The sequence below is a fragment of the Hymenobacter nitidus genome, from assembly GCF_020447315.1.
Lineage (GTDB): Bacteria > Bacteroidota > Bacteroidia > Cytophagales > Hymenobacteraceae > Hymenobacter > Hymenobacter nitidus.
In genome coordinates this window covers 1-20242 of the sequence record NZ_JAJADQ010000001.1, presented here as the reverse complement: position 1 = coordinate 20242, position 20242 = coordinate 1, and the positions used below count along the sequence as shown (strand labels likewise).

14 protein-coding genes and 1 tRNA gene are annotated in these 20242 nt (G+C 60.8%); 6 read left to right on the top strand and 9 right to left on the bottom strand.

The features are described 5' to 3' along the window. Positions 1 to 52: 52 nt before the first annotated feature. The 4 genes from LGH70_RS00075 to fbaA all read right to left on the bottom strand — a co-directional run bounded on the left by LGH70_RS00075 (position 53) and on the right by fbaA (position 6530). Positions 53 to 2497, bottom strand: a complete 2445-nt coding sequence (locus LGH70_RS00075; protein ID WP_226181522.1) for a carbohydrate-binding protein — start codon at positions 2495 to 2497, stop codon at positions 53 to 55. Positions 2498 to 2617: 120 nt separating this feature from the next. Continuing rightward, positions 2618 to 4054 carry a carbohydrate-binding protein gene (locus LGH70_RS00070; protein WP_226181521.1) on the bottom strand — a complete coding sequence of 479 codons (1437 nt, stop codon included), beginning with the start codon at positions 4052 to 4054 and terminating at the stop codon, positions 2618 to 2620. A 548-nt stretch (positions 4055 to 4602) separates the two neighbouring features. Beyond that, positions 4603 to 5136, bottom strand: coding sequence for a TetR/AcrR family transcriptional regulator (locus LGH70_RS00065; protein WP_226181520.1), 534 nt, complete (start codon positions 5134 to 5136; stop codon positions 4603 to 4605). Between the two features lie 308 nt (positions 5137 to 5444). Further along, entirely contained in the window at positions 5445 to 6530 is a 1086-nt protein-coding gene (fbaA, locus tag LGH70_RS00060; RefSeq protein ID WP_226181519.1) for a class II fructose-bisphosphate aldolase, read from the bottom strand. A gap of 315 nt (positions 6531 to 6845) precedes the next feature. Between fbaA and LGH70_RS00055 the strand changes: the two genes are divergently transcribed. Further along, positions 6846 to 7892, top strand: coding sequence for a LacI family DNA-binding transcriptional regulator (locus LGH70_RS00055; protein ID WP_226181517.1), 1047 nt, complete (start codon positions 6846 to 6848; stop codon positions 7890 to 7892). Between the two features lie 80 nt (positions 7893 to 7972). On the opposite strand, the gene LGH70_RS00050 is transcribed toward LGH70_RS00055, so the two are convergent. The 4 genes from LGH70_RS00050 to LGH70_RS00035 all read right to left on the bottom strand — a co-directional run bounded on the left by LGH70_RS00050 (position 7973) and on the right by LGH70_RS00035 (position 10692). Beyond that, positions 7973 to 8548, bottom strand: coding sequence for a hypothetical protein (locus LGH70_RS00050; protein ID WP_226181515.1), 576 nt, complete (start codon positions 8546 to 8548; stop codon positions 7973 to 7975). A 170-nt stretch (positions 8549 to 8718) separates the two neighbouring features. Further along, positions 8719 to 8795 (bottom strand) — tRNA-Arg (locus LGH70_RS00045). Between the two features lie 124 nt (positions 8796 to 8919). Next, positions 8920 to 9630: a TVP38/TMEM64 family protein gene (locus tag LGH70_RS00040; protein ID WP_226181513.1), complete on the bottom strand. Its 711-nt coding sequence runs from the start codon at positions 9628 to 9630 to the stop codon at positions 8920 to 8922. 75 nt (positions 9631 to 9705) lie between these two features. Next, positions 9706 to 10692, bottom strand: a complete 987-nt coding sequence (locus LGH70_RS00035) for a DUF2167 domain-containing protein (RefSeq protein WP_226181511.1) — start codon at positions 10690 to 10692, stop codon at positions 9706 to 9708. A gap of 173 nt (positions 10693 to 10865) precedes the next feature. On the opposite strand from LGH70_RS00035, the gene LGH70_RS00030 reads away from it, so the two are divergent. From LGH70_RS00030 to LGH70_RS00010, 5 genes are all read left to right on the top strand, one after another. Continuing rightward, a complete protein-coding gene (locus LGH70_RS00030; RefSeq protein WP_226181509.1) occupies positions 10866 to 12005 on the top strand; it encodes a cystathionine gamma-synthase in 1140 nt (379 codons plus the stop codon). Continuing rightward, positions 12005 to 12526, top strand: coding sequence for a hypothetical protein (locus tag LGH70_RS00025; RefSeq protein ID WP_226181507.1), 522 nt, complete (start codon positions 12005 to 12007; stop codon positions 12524 to 12526). Before LGH70_RS00030 ends, LGH70_RS00025 begins: the two co-directional genes overlap by 1 nt. A 139-nt stretch (positions 12527 to 12665) precedes the next feature. Then, positions 12666 to 13358 (top strand): SGNH/GDSL hydrolase family protein, encoded by a 693-nt coding sequence (locus LGH70_RS00020; protein ID WP_226181505.1) that lies wholly within the window; start codon positions 12666 to 12668, stop codon positions 13356 to 13358. Between the two features lie 86 nt (positions 13359 to 13444). Beyond that, the gene (locus LGH70_RS00015; RefSeq protein WP_226181503.1) at positions 13445 to 14443 is read left to right on the top strand and encodes an MBL fold metallo-hydrolase; all 999 of its coding nucleotides are present in this window, start codon (positions 13445 to 13447) and stop codon (positions 14441 to 14443) included. Between the two features lie 192 nt (positions 14444 to 14635). After that, a complete protein-coding gene (locus tag LGH70_RS00010) occupies positions 14636 to 17479 on the top strand; it encodes a TonB-dependent receptor (protein ID WP_226181501.1) in 2844 nt (947 codons plus the stop codon). 100 nt (positions 17480 to 17579) lie between these two features. Here the strand turns inward: LGH70_RS00010 and LGH70_RS00005 are convergent, their stop codons facing one another. After that, positions 17580 to 20105: a T9SS type A sorting domain-containing protein gene (locus tag LGH70_RS00005; RefSeq protein WP_226181499.1), complete on the bottom strand. Its 2526-nt coding sequence runs from the start codon at positions 20103 to 20105 to the stop codon at positions 17580 to 17582. Between the last annotated feature and the right edge of the window lie 137 nt (positions 20106 to 20242).

The window sequence follows — 20242 nt, the reverse complement described above, 5'->3', positions numbered from 1 at the left end:
CTACTGGCCTTGGCGAATAGCGGTTCCCGCTGGTAGAATCCGGGCAAACCGGCTATTTCACGAAGCGTTTGGTGGGCTGCACCTGGCCTTCCACCACGAGCCGCAGCGTGTAGATACCCGGCTGCAGCCCCGACACGTTCAGGCGGCCCGTGGCGGCCGAGCCGCTGGCTACCGGTTTGCCCCAGGCGTCCAGAATCTGATACTCACTGCCCGCCAGGCTGCGCTCAGAGCGAATCTGGAGCTGGTCGGTTACCGGGTTGGGGTAGATTTCCAGCTGCGGGGCTACACTGGCGCTGGCCTGGGCCAGAGCTGCTACGCGGGCCGCGTTGCCTGCTTTGCTGATGCGCACCCAGTTGATGTTCCAGCCGCCGCTTTGGGCATAGATGCCGAAGTTGTAGGTACCCGCATTCACGTTTACCGTCCTGGAAACCGTGGTCCAGGTCTGCCAGCCGCCGGTGGCCGGAACAGCCGAGTTGCCAAACAGGATGGCACCGGCATTCAGGTCCGAGGAGATGGTGCCGCCGCTGGGGCTGGCCACGCGGTACTCGATGGTGTAGGTGCCGGAAGTGGGGAAATTAATGCCGTTCCAGACCAAGTAGTCGCCGGCATCCACGTAGCCCATATTCTGGCCGCCGCCCGCATCAGTGGTAGTTTCGGCCGTCATGCCGCTATTCACGCTGGCCGCCTCGGCTTGCAGCAGCACGCTAAAGGAGGAAGCCGCGGGCTGCACCCGCACGGAAGTGGCTTTGTCGTTCCAGTTGCCGGTGCCCAGGGCGTTACCCACCAGACAGCTGTTGCTGGCCGTGAGGGTCAGAGCCCCCCCGCTGAAGCTGTCGTTTTCGTAGAGCACCACCTGGTAGCCGCTATTCACCGTGAGCGAGGAAATATCTTCGTTCAGAATGCCCCGGCTTTGCAGCGCGGCCAGGGTGTAGTCGCCAACGGGCAGGTCCACGGCGGCACCCGTGTAGTTGCAGTCCCGGTACACCGTAGCTACGCCACCCGCGGCCGGAGCCGGAATGGTGCCCGAAATCGAGAAGGTGCCCAGCGAGGCGTAGTCCGAGTAACCTTCCCCAACCGGGTTGCCGTAGCTGGTGCCGTCTATCTGCAGGTAGTAGGTGCCCGCCCCCAGATTGGCGCTGAGCGAAGTACTCAGGCTGCCCTGGGTGTCGAACGTGCCGACCAGGCCGCCCCCACTGTTGAACAAGCGCCCCACAATATCCAGGTTGCCGTGCCGCCCCACGGTGTTTAGGCTCAGATTCACGGTGCCGCCGCCGGTGGAAAACACAAAGTAGTCCTGGTCGCCGGTGCGCTCGATTATGCCCGAGCCCGACACGCTCGTGCCGTTGCGGGCCAGAGAAGTAGCACCGCTCAAGCCGTTGGCGTGGTCATCGTTGCGGTAGCCCACGTTGTAAGTTGCACTGGCCATAATAGCCAGATCGTCCTGGGTCTGGCTGGCCGAGGCATACTCGCCGCGGCTCCAGTGCGTGACGGGCTTGTAGTAGCCAGCACCCATAATCGGGGCCCAGTTGCCGGCCGAGGTGCGGGCGTCGTAGTACTCTTCCTTGGGGCTCAGGCGCCCGTCGTGGCTCAAGCCCAGGGTGTGGCCCACTTCGTGGGAAGCGGCCTCGCCCCCGGCTTTGGGCGAGGTCATAAACACCCAGCAGGGCGTGTCGTCGTTCCAGTTGAAGGACTTTAGGTAGGCCACGCCGCCCGCGCCGGGCGCCGCCGTGTTGGTCGGCGTGATGATGCAGCGCATGCGCATGGTTTTGGGGTAGGAGTTAAATACCGCCTCATCGGTTGTCACGTTCATGCTGAAGGGCCGGAAATCTTCACTCACCAGCTCCCAGAACTCCTGAATGGCCGCGTCGGTCATGCCGGCCGGGGCCGCACTGATGGGGTTGCCGTTGTTCCAGGGTGTGCCCGCCACGTACTGGCCGTCGAAGTCGAGCATGATGCAGCCCCGGGCACCGGGGTAGCTTTGCAGGGAAACCACGGCGGCCCGGCCGGCGGTGTTGTCCGTCTTCAACGTAGGGCTTTCGTAGCCCACGGGCTTGTTGTAGTCGATGCAGATAACCTTATTGATGTCCACGGGCTGCACCAGCACGTTGCCCCGGGCATCGGCCGAGTACTCGTAGGCTTCCCGGGTTTTGCGCAGAATAATGTGGCCCTGCACTTTCTCGCCTTCAATGCGCAGCAGAAACGACGAGCCCACCGCATTCTGAATCTCACCCACCACATACTCGCCCGTGGCTGACAAGTCTTGGCGGTAGTTGACTTTGCCGGTAAATACCTGGGTGGCCGACACGCGCAGCGTAACGCTGGGCGTGGCCCGCTGCAGCTCGGCCACCGCGGTTTGGGCTTCCAGCTGGCGCACCAGCGTTTGGGCCGAGCCCAGGGAATAGGGCGCTTTGGCATCCTGGGTCTGGGCCCAGGCGGGGCTGCCAAATCCGGCGCCGAGGAGCAGGGCGCTGAGCCCGTGCCAATAAAGTTGTTTCATAGTGAGTTAGAAGAGAATTGGATTGTGGAAAGGAAGGAGAGCTAAGAAATTCGAATTCAACCGGCAACAGCACAGAAGGCTGCCTGTGCAGGCAGCCTTCCAAGTTCGGAATACAGTGGGTTATTTGCTGAAGCGGCGGGTCAGCTTCTGGTTGTCCTGGGTGAGGATAATGAGCGTGTAGAGGCCGTTTTTCAGGTTGGCTACTTCTACCCGGCCCGCGCCCAGGGTGCCCGTGGCTACGGTTTTGCCGCGCTGGTCAACAATCTGGTACTGGCTGCCGCTCAGGTTTAGCTCCGATTGTACGTTGAGCTGATTGGTAGCCGGGTTAGGATACACGTGCAGCTCCGTAGAAGGTGCCGCCGAAGCAACTGAAGTTTCCGGCGCCGCTACCCGGGCCGCCCCCGACTTGGTGATGCGGATCCAGTTTAGGTTCCAGCCGCCGGCCTGGGCAAATACGCCGAAGTTGTAGGTGCCTGCATTCACGTTCACGGTCTGCGTCACGGTGGTCCAGTTCTGCCAGCCGCCGGTGGCGGGCACGGCCACCGAGCCCAGCTGAATCGAGCCGGCATTCAAATCGGCTGAAATCCGGCCGCCAGCCGCGCCGCTGGCCACGCGGTACTCGATGGTATAAGCGCCCGAGGTCGGGAAGTTGATAGCGTTGTAGGCCATCCAGTCGTTGGTGTCAATCCAGCCCACGTCCTGGCCGCCGCCCGTGTCGGAGCAGGCTTCCAGCTGCACGCCGCTCATGGCATTGTAGGCTTCAGCCTGAATCAGGCGCGACGAAGTAGGCGGGGGCGTGCTGGTTTTCTGGTACACCCGCACGTAGTCCACATACATGGTGGCGGGCAGCTTGCTTTCGTCTACGGTCTGGCCGGGCCAGTTGCCAGCTACGGCCAGGTTCAGCAGCAGAAAGAAAGGTCGGTGAAATTCCTCGGTGCCTCCCGCATTGTTCTGAATGCTCATCACGTGGTACTGCACCCCATCCAAAAACCAGCGGATAGAGCTGGCGTCCCACTCCACCGAGTAAATGTGGTAGTCGGCGGGCGTGGTGATGGTGCTGCCGCCGTACTCGGCGTGGCCGTTGCTGTCCCAGTGCGGGGTGCCGTAAATCTTGTTTTCGGAGTTGATGTGCTCCATAATGTCAATTTCACCGCAGGCGGGCCAGCTCACCTGACTGATGTTGCCGCCCAGCATCCAGAAAGCCGGCCACAGCCCCTGGCCCAGCGGCAGCTTGATGCGGGCCTCCATTTTGCCGTAGGTGAACTCCTTGAGGCCCTTGGTAATCATGCGCGAGGAGGTGTAGGGCATGCCGCCCACGTTTTCCCGGCGGGCCGTAATCTGCAGAATGCCGTTCACGACGGTAGCATTGGCGCGCTGGTAATACTGCTTTTCGTTGTTGCCCCAGCCGCCGCCGCCGGTTTCAAACTGCCAGGCCGAGCTAATGCTGCCGTTGAACTCGTCGGCCCAGACCTGCTGATAGGTTTGGGCTTTGGCCGGAACGTGGCACAATGCCAGGAAGGCAGCGGCCCGCCACAGGGTAGTAAGTGCTTTTCTCATGGGGTTGGTGGGGTTGGAAGTGAAAGGAAAGAGCGTGCGGAAGCCACCGCCAGCAAGTGGCCGGAAGCGGAATGGAATTCGGGAAGAGGAGCGAGGTGCCGGGCGACGGCGCGAGCGAAGAAGAGAGCTGCGCAACAAGGCGGCAAGGCCGGTAGCAATAGGGGCGGTGTAGTCAAATATACCTCGCCGCCCGCCTCAAAAGCAAGGTAGAGAATAGCTTATACGCCGCGCGGAGCCGGTTTGGCGAAGTGGCCTACACGCTTACGGCACACTTGAAGGGCGCTTCTCCCGCCGGAAACGGTGAAAGCGCCCCACAACCTGTGCACAACTCGGGGCGGATAAAAAACACGCAAAAAATATCCGGTTTCAGCTGGCTGAGTTGTAATAATATCAATACGAGTGTCGGTATTTTGATAATAGCGCAGTTTTGCGTGAATTCACCTTCCAACTTGCCCAAAGCAAACGAGGCCGGACATGCAGATGTCCGGCCTCGTCGTATTCCTGGTTGGGCTGGCAGCCCAACCAGGAGTTGGCTCCACCCGCGGCTTCTAGCTCTGCGCTTTGTACTTGGACTTGATGAAGTCCAGCGTCTCCTGAATCTGCTCGTCGGTTTTTTGGGCCTGAATCTTCCACAGTGCGTCGATGAGCAGCAGCAGCAGGCTTACTTCCTTGTCGGGCTCGGCGTAGCCCAGCTTCACGAAGGCGCGGTGCAGCAGGGCCGGCACAGGCTGCAAAAACCGCTCGTGCTGCTTCTGGGCCACCTCGCTGTTGGTCAGGCGCGACTGCAGCTTCCAGAAGTGGGGCTCTTCCTTCACCAGCTTATAAGGCAGCTCAATCACGCTGTGAATCAGGCCCAGGGAGTCGCGCTCTTCCAGCCAGCCGCGGTTGTGCTCGATGATGCGCTTGTAGCCGTTCTTGATAATGAACTCCAGAAGCTGCTCCTTGGAGCCGAAATACTTGAAAATCAGGGCTTCCGAAACACCCGCTTCCTTCGCAATCAGTTGCGTGGGCGTGTGCTCAAAGCCTTTCTCGCCGAATAGCTGCAATGCTACCTGGGCAATGTGCTGCTTACGGTTCGTCATGGGCGCGGATACGTTTGGCCGGAAGAATTCCGGCAGTTGCTGTTGCTCAGCAAGTAGAGATAAAAGCTGCTTTGGAGTTGACAGGGCCAGAAACCCAGGCCGCCGGGGCCAGGCTGGCAAGAGCTGGCTGCGCACTCCGCAACCTTGCAAATCTATCAATCTGGGGCTTGCCAACCACAACCATAAGCTGGCAAACTACAATAGTTTTACGGAAAGCCATAGCTAGGGAAGCCCATACAGTACAAAAAAAGCCCCCACATCGTTTTTGTAGGGGCTTTTTCAGGAAGGAGGCAACAAACGCGGGCCGGTTAGGGGCGGCGGTTGATGCAGTTCAAATCGTCGAAGGCCTGCTTGAGGCGGGCCACGAAGGTTTCTTCACCCTTACGCAGCCACACGCGCGGGTCGTAGTACTTCTTGTTGGGCGAATCGGCGCCGGTCGGGTTGCCGATTTGGCCCTGCAGGAAGCCTTCGTTTTTCACGTAGTTATCCTTGATGCCCTGCCACAACGCCCACTGCAGGTCGGTGTCGAGGTTCATCTTGATGGCGCCGTAGCTGATGGCCTCGCGGATTTCCTCCTGCGACGAGCCCGAGCCGCCGTGGAACACGAAGTCGATGGGCAGGGCCTCGGTGATGTTGTGCTTCTGACGCAGAAACTCCTGGGAATTGTGCAGAATCTTGGGCTGCAGCTTCACGTTGCCGGGCTTGTACACGCCGTGCACGTTGCCGAAAGCGGCGGCAATGGTGAAGCGGTTGCTCACCTCGCTTAGCTGCTCGTAGGCATAGGCCACTTCCTCGGGCTGGGTGTAGAGCTTCGAGGAGTCCACGTCGGAGTTGTCCACGCCGTCTTCCTCGCCGCCGGTTACGCCCAGCTCGATTTCCAGCGTCATGCCGATTTTGCTCATGCGCTCCAGGTAGCGCTTGCAGATTTCAATGTTTTCCTCAATCGGCTCCTCCGACAAGTCCAGCATGTGGGAGCTGTAGAGCGGCTGGCCGTACTGGGCGAAGTGCTTTTCGCCGGCCGTCAGCAGGCCGTCAATCCAGGGCAGTAGCTTTTTGGCGGCGTGGTCGGTGTGCAGAATCACGGGCACATCGTAGAGCTCGGCCATCAGGTGCACGTGCTGAGCACCCGAAATAGCACCGGCAATGCTGGCCTGCTGCTTGTCGTTGGGCAACGACTTGCCGGCGAAGAACTGAGCCCCGCCATTCGAAAACTGGATAATGACGGGCGAGTTAACGGCCTTGGCCGTTTCCAGCACGGCATTCACCGTGTTGGTGCCCGTCACGTTGACGGCCGGCAAAGCGAAGGACTGAGCCTTGGCCACTTTAAACAGGGATTGAACTTCGTCGCTGTGGAGCACGCCGGCGCGCAAGCCGGTAAGCGTTGATTCTGCCATTGAGGGAGAGGAATTAGGGTGCGAAACGAGAATTGGAGAGGGAAAGCGCGACAAAAAAAGCCACCACCGCGCCGTAGACTATCCGGGCAAGAAGCCGGGCTGCTTCCCCAGAATACCACCGCATCCGTTGGTGCTATAAATAAGGCAACTAGCGGAGAATTTTCCCGGTAAGCCCGAAAAACAACCCCGGAATTCCGGGGCGACACCGCCCGGGAACTGGGCTAAAGATAAGGCAGATTTCATACACGCGTGGCTTTAGCTGTGAAATTGGCTCTATCTTGAGCCCCGGCATATGTCGAATCAACTTTTCCGCGCATGGCACATCGTCGGGCCTCCATCACTGACTTAGCAAAAGCCCTGGGCCTGTCGGCCTCCACCGTTTCGCGGGCCTTGGCCGACCACAACGACGTGAGTGAGGCCACCAAGGAGCGGGTGCGGCAGCTGGCCCAGGAGCTCAACTACCGGCCCAACCAACTGGCCGCCGCCCTGCGCCGGGGCCACAGCAAAACCCTGGGCGTGCTGGTACCCCACATTACCGGCAACTTCTTCCCGCACGTGGTGCACGGCATTGCCACCGAGGCCAGCAAAGCCGGCTACAACGTGCTGATCTGCCAGTCGGACGAGGACGTGCAGCAAGAAAAGAAGAATATCGACCTGTTTATGAACGCCCAGGTGGAAGGCGTGCTGGTGTCGTTGGCCAACACGACCCAGGACTTCACCCACTTCGACTCGGTGAAGGACCAGCGCCTGCCGCTCGTGTTTTTCGACCGGATTATCGAAGGCTTCCAGGGGCCCAACGTGAGTGCCGTGGTGCTCAACGACTACCTGGGCGCCTACCAGGCCGTGTCCCACCTGATTGAGCAGGGCTGCACCCGCATTGCCATTTTCAGCGGCCCGCTGCATGTGAACATCAACAAGAACCGCTACCAGGGCTACCTCGATGCGCTCCAGGCCCACGGCTTGCCCCTGCGCCCCGAGTACGTGTCGCACCACACCGATATTAACCTGAAAAGTGGCAGCCAGGCCATGCGCAAGCTGTTGCGGCTACCCCAGCGCCCCGATGCCGTGTTTGCCTCCAACGACCTGGCCATCGTGGGGGCCATGCAGGTGGTGAAGGAGCAGGGCCTGCGCGTGCCCGAGGATGTGGCCCTGGTGGGCTTCAGCAACGAGGCCTTCACCGAGCTGACCGAGCCCACCCTGACTTCCGTGGATCAGCGCACCGAGCAGATGGGCCGTACCGCCGTGCGCCTCCTGCTCAAGCTCCTGAACCGGCCCGCTACCGCCGCTCCGCTCAAGCCGGTGGTGCTGGAGCCCAAGCTCATCATCCGGGATTCGTCGGTGCGGCTGCGCAGAAAAGGGTAGAGCTGAATAAAGCCAGGGCAATAGCAGGCTAACCGAAATACTCGTCTAGGTCTGGCCGCTGTAAAGATTGCTCAGTGTCGTTAGAGCCCCTTAACCGAATAAATAATCTTTCGAAATAGAGCCCGGCTCTTGCTGTCTGCTTCTGTGGATTGCTTACGTGCCGATGCTACTATGGAGACTGTATATTTCCCTTTTAGATAGCAGGCATAAGTCCCGGTTAAGGTTAAATCTGGCCTTTGCATGTCGTTATCAAAGTCGATAAGCACCAGTTCCCGGTCAGCCAGCACAGTGTCCTGGTAGGTAAGCATTGAAACGCGGTTGGAGCCCTGCTGCATTCCTTCGACAAAGTGAGTCCGTATGTAATTGCCAGACATCTTGTCATTGCGTTTCTTCACACTAACCACAACTGCGTCACGAAAGGCACTGTCCGGTTGCGCCGCATTCACGAAGACGTATGTCTGGCTCGTACGGGTGGAATCTGCTGAGTCGGGGGTATAGTCAGCAGGTTTCCAGGAGGCAGGAACACGCATGGTAATAGCCCCAAGAGTGTACGGATAGAAAGCATGCTGTACTTTTCCCGGTGTACGCTGTTCCTGGATACAGCTATAGAGAAGCAGTAGAGACGACGCCCAAGCCGCATTGATGAAGTGATTCACTTAGCGACAGTTGATGCGGGGAAGTGTAGCCTATATTTTCCAGGTCGACGCCTCCAGTATTAGCCTCGGCCTCGTGCCCGCCTGAACCAGAGCCGCTACCGCTACCAGTGGCCTCTGCAACTGCCACTGGAAAATAAAAAAGGCCTCTAGCGTGCTGCTAGAGGCCTTTTTGGTGGTCGTATAAGGAGTCGAACCTTAAACCTTCTGATTCGTAGTCAGATGCTCTATCCAATTGAGCTATACAACCATCTACCGTTTTGGTGCTGCAAAGATAAGAGCAAAAATCTGGGTCAAGCAAACGCGGGGTAAAAATTCTTCCGAAAAAAGACCCTAAGAAAGCACAAATCGTTGAAAGTCAGTTTTAATATTTTCTACTGCTGCGCGGTGCTACGGCCCAAAGCCCGCTTCAGGGCCCGGTTGAAGATGTAGTAGAGGCCAAACAGGGAAATGGCAATCAGGCCCACGAGCAGCAGCTTGCCGGCCGTCCCGGTATCGGGGTGGTTGACGAGCGTGAAAACGTCCTGGGCCTTGGTGCCGAGCCAGTAGAAGAACAGGCTGCGCGGCAGCATGCCCACTACACTGCCCAGCAGAAACCGCCGCCGGTCGACGCCTACCACGGCTAGGATAAAGGTCATCAGCGCAAATGGAGTGACGGGCGAAATTCGGGTTAGCACAATCAGCTGCAAGCTGTCGGCCTTCAGCTCGCGCATCACGGCTTCGGCTTTCGGAAAGCGGTGCAGAAAGGCCGTCATCTTGCCGTGGTCCAGGGACGACGCTAGCTGGTAGCCCGCCAGCGCAGCCAGCGCGTAGGCCAGCAGCATGCCCGGAAAGCCAATCCAGCCGAAATAGAAGCCCGTAATGAGCACCCCAACCGTGGTCGGCATCAGTGCAAACGCCATCAGCAAGGCCATGAGCCCGAAGTAGAGCAGACCTTCCAGCAACGTCAGCTGCTCCAGCAAACCTTGGTTTTTGTAGAGCAACAAGGACACCAACGAAACGCCTACCAGCGGCATGCCCGACAGAAACAGCATGGACAGCAGGGTGGAAGCATTCTTTTGAAAAAGCTCCTTGAGAAAAGCCATAGGCAACGCTAAAAAACAATCGGGCCGGCTAAGAGCAGCCGGCCCGAAGGTAAAACGAAAGAACTCGGCAGAAGGCTACACTTCCTCGTCGGTCTTGCCGGGCGCTTCGGCTTCGAGGGCCAGTTGGGGCTCGGCGGTTTCGGCTGCTTCCTCTGGGGTGGTCTTGCCAAAAAAGCGCCGGATAAACGTCCAGGCGCCGGCCAGCAGAGCCAGGGCCACCTTCCAGAACTTGAGCAACGTAAGCAGAATGACCTTGCCAAACTTCAGCCCCAGGCCGATGAGCCCGGCTTTGGCCAGCACCTTACCCGCCACCAGGCCCCCGATGGTGTAGGCCGCCACCTCGTCCATGCTGGGGTTGAAGTCGGCGTACTGCAGGCCCTTGGAAAAGCTCACGCCCGCAATCAGGCCGGGAATGCTCTGGCGCACCTCAGCCAGCTGGCCGGGCGAACCTACGGCATTGAGCACGAGCACGCCTTTGCGGCCCAGCAGGCGCAGGTTGTAGTTCATTACGTGCTCGGTAGCAGTGCCAAACTGGGCCACCTTCGCCCAGTGCAGGGCTTTTTTCTCCTTGTCGTAGTAGGGCTTGGCGGCCCAGCCAATGAGGGTGATAGGGTCGTAACCGGCGTCGATGCGCTCCTGGTTGCCTTCCTCTACATCGGCCTTCATTTCGGTGAGCAGCTCGTCATAGTTGATTTTGTCGGCGTCGTCATCCTTTACATAGCCTACCTGCTCATATTCGACGATGAACGCCCAGCCCTTTTCATCCAACGGGCCTTTGTCGGCCGGAAAAATCATGCCCAGAGACTTGCCGTCGGGGTTGCCCCAGAACTGCGTCAGGACCTGCTGGCTCTGGGTGGCGTCGAGGTAGCGGAAGCCCTTGGGTACGGTGATTTCGCCCACGTCGTCGGGCAGCTTGATGGTGCCGGTCTGGTAGCGTAGCGCGCCCTGCAGCGAGTCGCGCCGGGCCTGGAAGTAAGCGGCCGAGTCGGCGGTGGGAGTGGGGGCAGCCTGCGCGGCCCCGAGTGTACTGAGTAGCACCCATAGGAGTAGAAGTTGTTTCAAGCGCATAACGGGTTAGGTGTGAATAAAACTTTGCCACCAAGGTACCGGTTTGCGGCGGGCACGTATGCAGGCCGCCCCAGATTTAAAGAAACTTTTCTCGCGCCGACCTTCTTACCTTTGGCGCCCAGCTCCGAGCAACGCGTCTTCCTTTTTGATTCCGTAACACCTCACCCATGAAATTCGGTACCAAAGCCATCCACGCCGGCGTGCACCCTGACCCCACCACCGGGGCCATCATGACGCCCATCTACCAGACCTCTACCTATGTGCAGCGCTCCCCCGGCGACCACAAAGGCTTCGAATACTCGCGCACCCACAACCCGACCCGCACCCAGCTGCAGGACGCGCTGGCGGCTCTCGACAACGGCCAGCACGGCCTGGCTTTCGCCTCGGGCATGGCCGCCACCGACTGCGTGGTGAAGCTGTTGCAGCCCGGCGACGAGGTTATTTCGACCAACGACCTCTACGGCGGCTCCTACCGCATCTTCACTAAAGTATACGAGCCGCTGGGCATCAAATTCCACTTTGTGCCCATGCACGATATGGAAGCCGTGCGGGCCAAGGTGAACGAGCGCACCAAGATGATCTGGGTGGAAACGCCCACCAACCCGCTGCTCAACGTCATCGACATTGCCGCCGCCGCCGCCGTGGCTAAGGAAGCCGGTGCGTTGCTGGTGGTCGATAATACCTTCTCGACGCCTTACCTGCAGACTCCGCTGGCGCTGGGGGCCGACATCGTGGTGTATTCGCTCACTAAGTACATGGCCGGCCACTCCGATACCGTGATGGGTGCCCTGGTGTACAACGACGACCAGCTGCACGAGCGCCTGAGCTTCTACCAGAACGCCTGCGGTGGTACGCCCGGCCCCCAGGACTGCTTCCTGGTGCTGCGCGGCCTCAAAACGCTGCACATCCGTATGCAGCGCCACTGCGAAAACGGCCGCAAAATCGCCGAGTATCTGAAGGCGCACCCCAAAGTGGGCAAGGTGTACTGGCCCGGCTTTGCTGATCATCCCAACCATGAGGTGGCGGCCCGGCAGATGAACGACTTCGGCGGCATGATTTCCTTCGTGCTCGAAGGCGACCGGAAAGAAGACGCCATTGCCGTGCTGGAGAAATTTCAGCTGTTCTCGCTGGCCGAAAGCCTGGGCGGCGTGGAAAGCCTCTCGGGTCACCCCGCTACCATGACGCACGCCAGCATTCCGGCCGAAGCCCGCAAAGCCGCCGGCCTGTCCGACTCCCTGATTCGCCTCAGCGTGGGCATCGAGGATGTGGAAGACCTGATTGAGGACCTGAAGCAGGCCATCGGCTAATGCGGAACAGCTGGTTTGCAGGAGCACTGAGCGTTGCGCTGGGCACCAGCCTTTCGGCGGCGGCCCAGCAGCCGAAAGAGGAATCAGTTCCATTTAGTCGGGCCAACACCGTGCTGGTCCAAACCACCGCTCAGCCCGACTCAGTGCTGGCCGGGCTCGGTCAGTGTCTGAAGCGTAATGGCTTTGTGCTGGATACGCTGGATGCAGAGCGAGGTCTGGTAACGACCCAGTCTCAGGCCTCGGCCCAGACGCTGCAGGAACAGATGAAAATCCGGGCCGTGCGCGTGGCTGATGGCTGGAAGCTGACCGGCCTCTTCCTGCTGGCCGGGCCCATGAACAGCGGTTCCACGGCATTCCCGGCCGAGTTTTTCGGCCTGGAATCGGCTCCGAACAAAACGGCTTTCCGGCAGGTGGTAGCCGCCGCCCAGGCCGTGCCGCAAGGCACGCTGCGCTACAGCCGGGGCAAAGTCCGCTTCGGCGCCTTCACCAAGCTAGACGACGCGCTGAAAATGCCCTGGTAACCCGCCCGCTAGTAGTCTCCTTACCAAGCCGTTCGTTCCGCAGGGAGCGGGCGGCTTTTGGTTTTCGGGCCGCTGGGCTAAATCTGACGGGTGAAGGACGGCGTATGTGGCAGAGTCTGTTTCCGATTTCCCCGAGCGTATGCGCCTGCTGATCATTCTTGCTTTTCTTTTCAGCTTCGGCTGCACCGAGAAGTCGCCGCTTCCGGCGGCGGGTCCCGGCTCCGGGCCAACTGCGCCGACTGGTTCGGGCGCTTCTTTTCTGTCCTTGGGCGACTCCTACACCATCGGGCAGGGCGTGCCGCAGGCCGACCGCTGGAGCGTGCAGTTGGCCCGCACGGCCGGCTTTGCTTCTCCCGACATCATTGCCCGTACTGGCTGGACCTCCGGGGAGCTGCAGCAGGCTATTCGGGAGGCCAACAATACGCGCACCTACGAGCTGGTTTCGTTGCAGATCGGCGTGAACAACCAGTTTCGCAACCTGCCGCTGGCTACCTACCGCACCGAGTTTCGGCAGCTGCTGCAAACGGCCACCACCTTTGCCGGCAACCGCCCGGGGCGCGTATTCGTGCTGAGCATCCCGGACTGGGGCCGCTCGCCCTATGCGCAGAGCTCCGACCAGGCCCGCATTGCCCGCGAAATAGACCAGTTCAACGGCGCGGCGCGGGAGGAGTGCCAGCGGGCCGGGGTAGCCTTCGTCGATATCACCGACCTGACCCGGGCTGCGACCGGGGACGTCAGCCAGTTTGCCCCGGATGGCCTGCACTACTCGGGCAAGCAGATGCAGCAGTGGGCCCAGCGGGCGTTGCCGGTCGCGCAGGGTCTGCTGAAGTAAAAGCGGGGTGCCCACCAGGAGTCGTAAAGTAAAGTCGGCCGCTGTGCGTCTGGTAGAACAGCTGGCTCTTACCTCCCGGCTTTCCCATGAAAACACCTTCGCAGTTTACGGGCAAAAAATACCTGAATACCGTTGTCACCGGCATGTCGATGGACTATGGTCGGATGCTGAGCCGCTGGTTGCGGGGCACGGAGGAGCGGGAGCCGAAAGCGCCGCTGGGCCCATTCCGGGCCGACGTAGCCGCTCTGGCCGAGCCGGTACCGGCCGCCACGCTGCGCGTCACGTGGTTCGGGCACTCGTCCACGCTGATTGAGCTGGACGGCAAACGGTTTCTGACCGACCCGGTGTGGCGGCTGCGGGCTTCGCCGTTGGCGGTGGTAGGACCGAAGCGCTTCTTTCCCGCGCCGCTACAGCTGGCCGAACTGCCCCCGCTCGACGCCGTCATTCTTTCCCACGACCATTACGACCACCTCGACAAAGACGCTATTCGGGCGCTGAGCCGCACGGGCGTGCCGTTTTTCTGCCCCTTGGGCGTGGGCGGCCACCTGCGCCGCTGGGGCGTGCCGGCCTCTCAGATAACCGAGCTGGATTGGTGGCAGGAAGTGCGGCTGGACGGTACGCATACGTTGGTGGCCACGCCGGCCCGGCATTTTTCGGGCCGCACGCTCACCCGCGACAACACGCTCTGGGCCTCCTGGTGCCTGCTCGGGCCCACGCACCGCGCCTTTTTCGGCGGCGACTCTGGGCCCTACGAAAGCGCCTTTCGAGAAATCGGAGCGGCCTACGGGCCATTCGACCTGACCATGCTCGAAATCGGGGCTTACGACGAGCTGTGGGCCGACATTCATATGGGTCCCGACCACGCCCTGGCGGCTCACCAGGCGCTGGGCGGCCAGCTGCTGCTGCCGTTGCACTGGGGCACGTTCAATCTGGCTTTCCACGGCTGGACCGAGCCGGTGGAGCGGCTGCTGCAAGCCGCGGCGGCGCTACAAGTGCCGCTGGTGCTGCCCCGGCCCGGCCAGCGCGTGACGGTGGCAGAAGGGGCGCTGAACTCGCAGTGGTGGCGCAACCCACTCAGTAGCTGAACGCTGCTGAGAAGGCAGTTGAACGGAAAAGTATAAAAGCAAACCCCAAGCGGTTTGCTTTTTTGTTATAGGTATACTGCTATATTTAAGGAAACCGGGCTGATTACCAACAAAATACCATTGTAACCGGGCGTACGGCTTCCCGCAGCTGCTGCATTAGCCGACTTTCCACCATTTACATTTTGGGTTTGTATGAAAAAACGCCTACTCCTTACCTGCACGCTGCTGCTCACGCTGCTCCTGCTGACCACCCGCAGCTCTGCCCAAACCACCACCGTAACGGGGCGTGTAACCAGTGCTACCGGCGCGGCCCAGCCCGGCGTCACGGTGCTGGAAAAAGGCACCGCCAATGGCACTTCCACCGATAGTGAGGGCCGCTACTCGATTGGCGTGCCCGCCAATGCCGTTCTGGTTTTTTCCGCCATCGGCTCCGCCGCCCAGCAGGTAGCCGTGGGGGGACGCACCGCTGTTGACGTGCGTCTGCAGGACGCCACCACCGACCTCAGCGAGGTGGTCGTGACGGGCTCCCGGGCCACCGAGGGCCGGTCCAATATCCTGACCACGGCGCCCGTCGACGTTATTTCGGCCCGCGAAATAAAGCTGTTTGCCCAAGTCGACGTGTCGCAGATTCTGACCTACGTGGCCCCGTCATTTCAGTCGTCGCGCCAGTCTATCTCCGACGGCACCGACCACGTGGACCCGGCCTCCCTGCGCGGCCTCGGTCCCGACCAGGTGCTGGTGCTCGTGAACGGCAAGCGGCGGCATTCTTCGGCCCTGGTCAACATCAACGGCACGGTGGGCCGCGGCTCGGTGGGCACTGACTTGAATACGATTCCCAATGCGTCCATCAAGCGCATCGAGGTGCTGCGCGACGGAGCGGCGGCCCAGTACGGCTCCGATGCTATTGCGGGCGTCATCAACATTCAGTTGAAGGATGACACCACCGGCGTGCAGGCCAGCAGCACCGTGGGCCAGACCTACGAGGGCGACGGCCGCCTCTACCAGGCCGATGCCAACGTGGGCATCGGCCTGAACGGGCGCGGCTACCTCGATTTGAGCGGGCAGTTCAGCAACCGCAGCTACACCAACCGCACCGGTACCGACACGGCCCCGCTGATTTACCTCGGTGGCAACGGCGGCAACTACCCTGGCAGCGCCGACACCGAGCAGAAGCGCCGCGAGTTGAAAGCTCAGGACGACGCGCTGGTCCGGCAAAACGGCTACGACCGCAAAAACCTGCGCCTGGGCCAGTCGGAAGCCCGCAACTACGGCGGCTTCCTCAACTTGGGCTACACCCTGGTGAAATCCATCGGGCTGCAGGCCTACGTGACGGCCGGCGTGACGCACCGCACCGGCAAGGCCGCCGGCTTCTACCGGCTGCCCAACCAGCTCACGCAAATGGACGCCACCATCTACCCCAACGGCTTTCTGCCCTTCATCAATACCCTTATTGATGACCAGTCGATTATTGCCGGGCTGCGCACCCAGGTGGCCGGCTTCGACGTGGATCTGAGCAACACGTTTGGCCGCAACGAGCTGCGCTTCGACATCAGCAACACGCTCAACGCCTCCTTGCCCGTGGGGCTGAGTCCGACCAACTTCTACGCCGGCTCCATCGCGTTTCGGCAGAACACGAGTAACCTGAACTTCACCCGCCGCTTTACCGACGTAGCCGCGCTGAGCACCCTGAACGTGGCCTTCGGGCTGGAATACCGCGACGACAACTACCAGATTATGGCGGGAGAGCGGGGCTCCTACGCCAACTACGGCCGCCTGATTGCGCCCGGCACGCCGGCTGCGGCCGGGGCCCAGGTGTTTCCCGGCTACCAGCCCTCCGACGCCGTAAACCGCTCCCGCACCAATACCGCCGGCTACATCGACCTGGAAAGTGACATCACCGAGAAGTTGCTGGTAAGCGTGGCCGGCCGCGCCGAGCGCTACAGCGACTTTGGCAACAACGTGAGCGGCAAGGTGGCGGCCCGCTACAGCATTCTGCCCGACGTGGCCGTGCGCGGGGCCCTGAGCAACGGTTTTCGGGCGCCTTCCCTGCAGCAGCGCTACTTCACCAATACCAGCACCCAGTTTGTGCAGGGCGCCCCCAACCAGGTGCTGACCGTGAACAACGACAACCCCATCGTGCGCAACACCTTCACGGCGGGCGGCACCGGGCAGCAGGGTTTCGGCATTCCGGCCCTGAAGCAGGAAGAATCCCTGAACTACAGCCTGGGCATTACGGCCCGCATTCTGCGCACGGCCAGCCTGACGGTGGACGCCTACCAGATTGACATTGCGGACCGGATTGTGCTGTCGTCACAGTTCAGCCGGGCCAATGCCACGGTAGCAGCCATTCTGGGTACGCTGCCCGTGAGTCAGGTGCAGTTTTTTGCCAACGCCATCGACACCCGCACCCGCGGCATCGACGTGGTAGCCAACAACCGCATGGAAGTAGGCCCCGGCCGCCTGACTCTGACGATAGCGGCCAACTTCAACAAGACCGAAGTGCGCAAAGTGAACAGCTCCTCCACCATCGACGCCGACCAGACCGGCCTGCAGAACACGCTGTTTGACCGCCAGCAGCGGGGCCGCATCGAGAATGCCCAGCCCCGCAGTAAAATCAACCTGACGGCCGGCTATGCGCTGGGTAAGTTCAGCGTGGAGGCCCGTACGTTGCGTTTTGGCTCGGTAGAATACCGGGATGCCCGCCTGGATAACCCCGGCGCCAACAACGGCTTCCTGTTTTCCAGCATCGACCAGACGTTTGCGGCTAAGTGGATAACCGACCTGACCCTGAGTGCGCAGCTCAGCAAGGAAATCGGGCTGACGGTGGGTGCCAACAACATCTTCGACGTGTACCCCGACAAGTTCCGGGTGAATGCCCTGAACAGTGAGCAGAACTTTGCCGTGGGCGCCCTGGGCTACAACTCCTCCCGCGACAATACCAACCGGGGCCGTACCATTTACAACCCCAACCAGTTCGGCTACAACGGCGGCTTCTACTTTGCCCGGCTGCTAATCAACCTGCCGACTTCGAACTAAACGATTTGCGCCATAGCCACAACAGCCGGCCTCCGCGTAGGAAGCCGGCTGTTGTCGGTAAATGTAAGGGCATTGCGGCCGAGGAAATCAGGGCTTCTGGTTATTGCAGCACCACCTTTTTGCTGATGGTGTTCTGCCCCATCGTGACCTGCACCACGTAGATGCCGGCGGGCTGGCCTTCCAGGCTCAGGCTGAGCTGCTTCTGACCGCGGGGCAGCTTCTTCAGATTCTGCACCAAGCTGCCGTACACATTGTATACCCGCACGTGGACTTCAGTGTTGGGGGCTGCGTTCAGCTCTAGCTGCACCTGCCCGTGCGAGGGGTTGGGGTAGAGCGTGAAGTCGTTGAGGGGTGCAGCCTTGGTTTCCTCCGTGCTCAGAGCCACGCGGGGGTAGGCCCCGGTATTGAAGGGGCAGGAGCCCGCCGCCGTGAATTCAACCTGCAGCGGGCCGCAGGTGAGCTGCTCCATCAGCGTGGGCAGGGCCACGAAGTTGGTGCCGGGCGTTACCTCAAAGCCTGCGTCCAGACCGATAAAATTGCCCGCCAGAAGCTTCGACGCGCCAGTGCTGCCCGGGTGGTCAACCGTTCGGGTGGTCGTCACGCCGTAGGCATAGTCAAAGTTCGACGCCAAAATGGAATTGGTGGCCTGCGTGGTAAAGGGCGTAGTGTACCGGGTGGAGGAGCCGCTGTAATCGTTCAGCTCCACGTCTACCTTCGTGGGGTCGAGGGCGGCGGCCAGATTGGTGAAGGGAGGCTCGTTGCCCGCGCCAAACCGTGGGTTGGTGGCCACTGCATTGGCGGTGTTGACGGTCACGTCGTAGTCCTGCACATAGTACACGGGAGGCGCGTCGTTGGCGCGGTCGGAGCGGTGCAGAATGGCCTTCACCCGTACGTATACTTTTGCGCCGGGCTTCACGGTAATCGACATGTTCTTGAAGCAGGCCAGGCTTACGAAGGGCGTCTGGAGCATGTGCGTGTTGTTATCCGGGTCGATGTTGGTCACTTGCAGCACGCCGGCCTGAATCTGATTCTGCATGTAGTCGCGCGCTGTGCGCGTGTCGTTGGAGGTACTCGAGTAGGTGCCTTCCTCGTAGAACGGCTCCCCCGTGTTTACCGCCACCAGCGCTGCTTCCACCGACGTCAGGTTTAAGCCCGCGGCTTTGTTGTAGGCCGCAATCAGGTCGTTGCTGACCTGGTACGACTCCAGTTGGTCGTAGTAAGGAGCCGTGACCCATTCACCGATGCAGTTCGTATAGTAGCAAGGATCATAATACGTCTGCTCGCCGGCCAAATAGTTCCACGCCAGCTTGTTGAGGACGGGCGTGTTCTTGATGTTAAAAATACCCAGCTTACAGTCGTAGTAGGGCTGGGTGGTGCCCGTGCCCAGGTGCTGGGTGCCCGGCACCTGCACGGTGATGGTCACCAGCGGGTAGCGGGTCGTAATCGAGCCTTCCAGCGAGATGGTGCCGTTGGAAATAGTCGGGGTGAAGGGCGGAGCCTGGGGCTCAGTGGCTGCATTTTCCGACGGCCAGAGGAAGCCCACCACGCTGCCGATGATGCCGAAGGCCGAGCTGACGCTGCCCGCCACGTTCAGCACGTTTTTAATGGTCTTCTGCAGGTTGCCCCCGGCGCTGGTGGCCTGGGCAACCTTGCTGTAGATGTTGAGCATGCCGGCGTTGCCGGCCCGCTGGGAGCTGGGGGCGTAGAGCAGCTTGTTGGCCTTGTCGTGTACTTTGTTCACGAACTTCTCGGCCTGGTCGGGCTTGACCGAACCCAGCAGCTTCTTGCCTTTGGTCAGAAACTTCTTGACGCCCGCGGCCGGATCTTCCTGAATTACCTCGGCCTTCTTGCCGGCAAAAGCATAGTCTTCCTGGGCCTCGGTTTTGAAGCTCAGGTTGCCGCTCAGCTTCACATCCGACGTAACGATGCCGTGCACGGCAAACTCCAGGGCGTTGCCAGCAAACTGACTGCTGCCCGCATTGGGGTCGTAGGCGGCCGTAAACTCGGCCATGAGCCAGTGGTTCTGGCCGCTTAGCTTGGCTACGTACGACACTACGTCGGTGCTCAGGTCGGTCCGCTGCTGGTACTTGTCCGGAGTGAGCAGCAACTCATTGGTCAGGGCCATTACGCCGGTGCTACGGTTGGCATTCACGCTGCTGTGGCTCATGGTCACCACCGCGCCGTTGATGTATGTGCCCTGGCTGGTATCCAGGTAGAAGAACGCCCGGATCATGCCAGTGTACTTGTTATACAGCACGAAATAGGGTGTGGCCACGGGGTTCAGGGCACCTAGGTTTTCGCGCAGCAGCTCCCAGCCTTTGGCCCGGGTATAGTCCTGGTTGTAGTTGAGCTGAAGCAGCGGGCCCCCGTTGGAACCCGATTCCCAGGGCGCATCGACAGAAGTGTTAGCGAAGTTTGGGCGCCGGATGGCCCAGGTGCGGCAATAGTCGAGCGAGTTGCCCGCGGCATTCACGCGGGGTGTTTCCCAGTCCCAGGTCGCAAAGTCGCGGCTGGTCATGTCGTTCGGCGCAATCGTGCCGCAGGGCGTGGGCGCCTGGGCCTGCAGTGGCTGGCTCAGGCCCAGACTAAGGGGAACCAGCAGGGTAAGAAGATGTCGATTTTTCATAAACCAAGTGCTGTTAAACGTGCAAAATGACTTGGCTTACTTGCGGGTCGTCTGTTCCGCTTTGAGTTGCTGGACCTGCTTGTTGAGGTCGATGAGGTGCAGGGTAAGCTCCTCCACTTTCTTGAGCAGCAGCACGT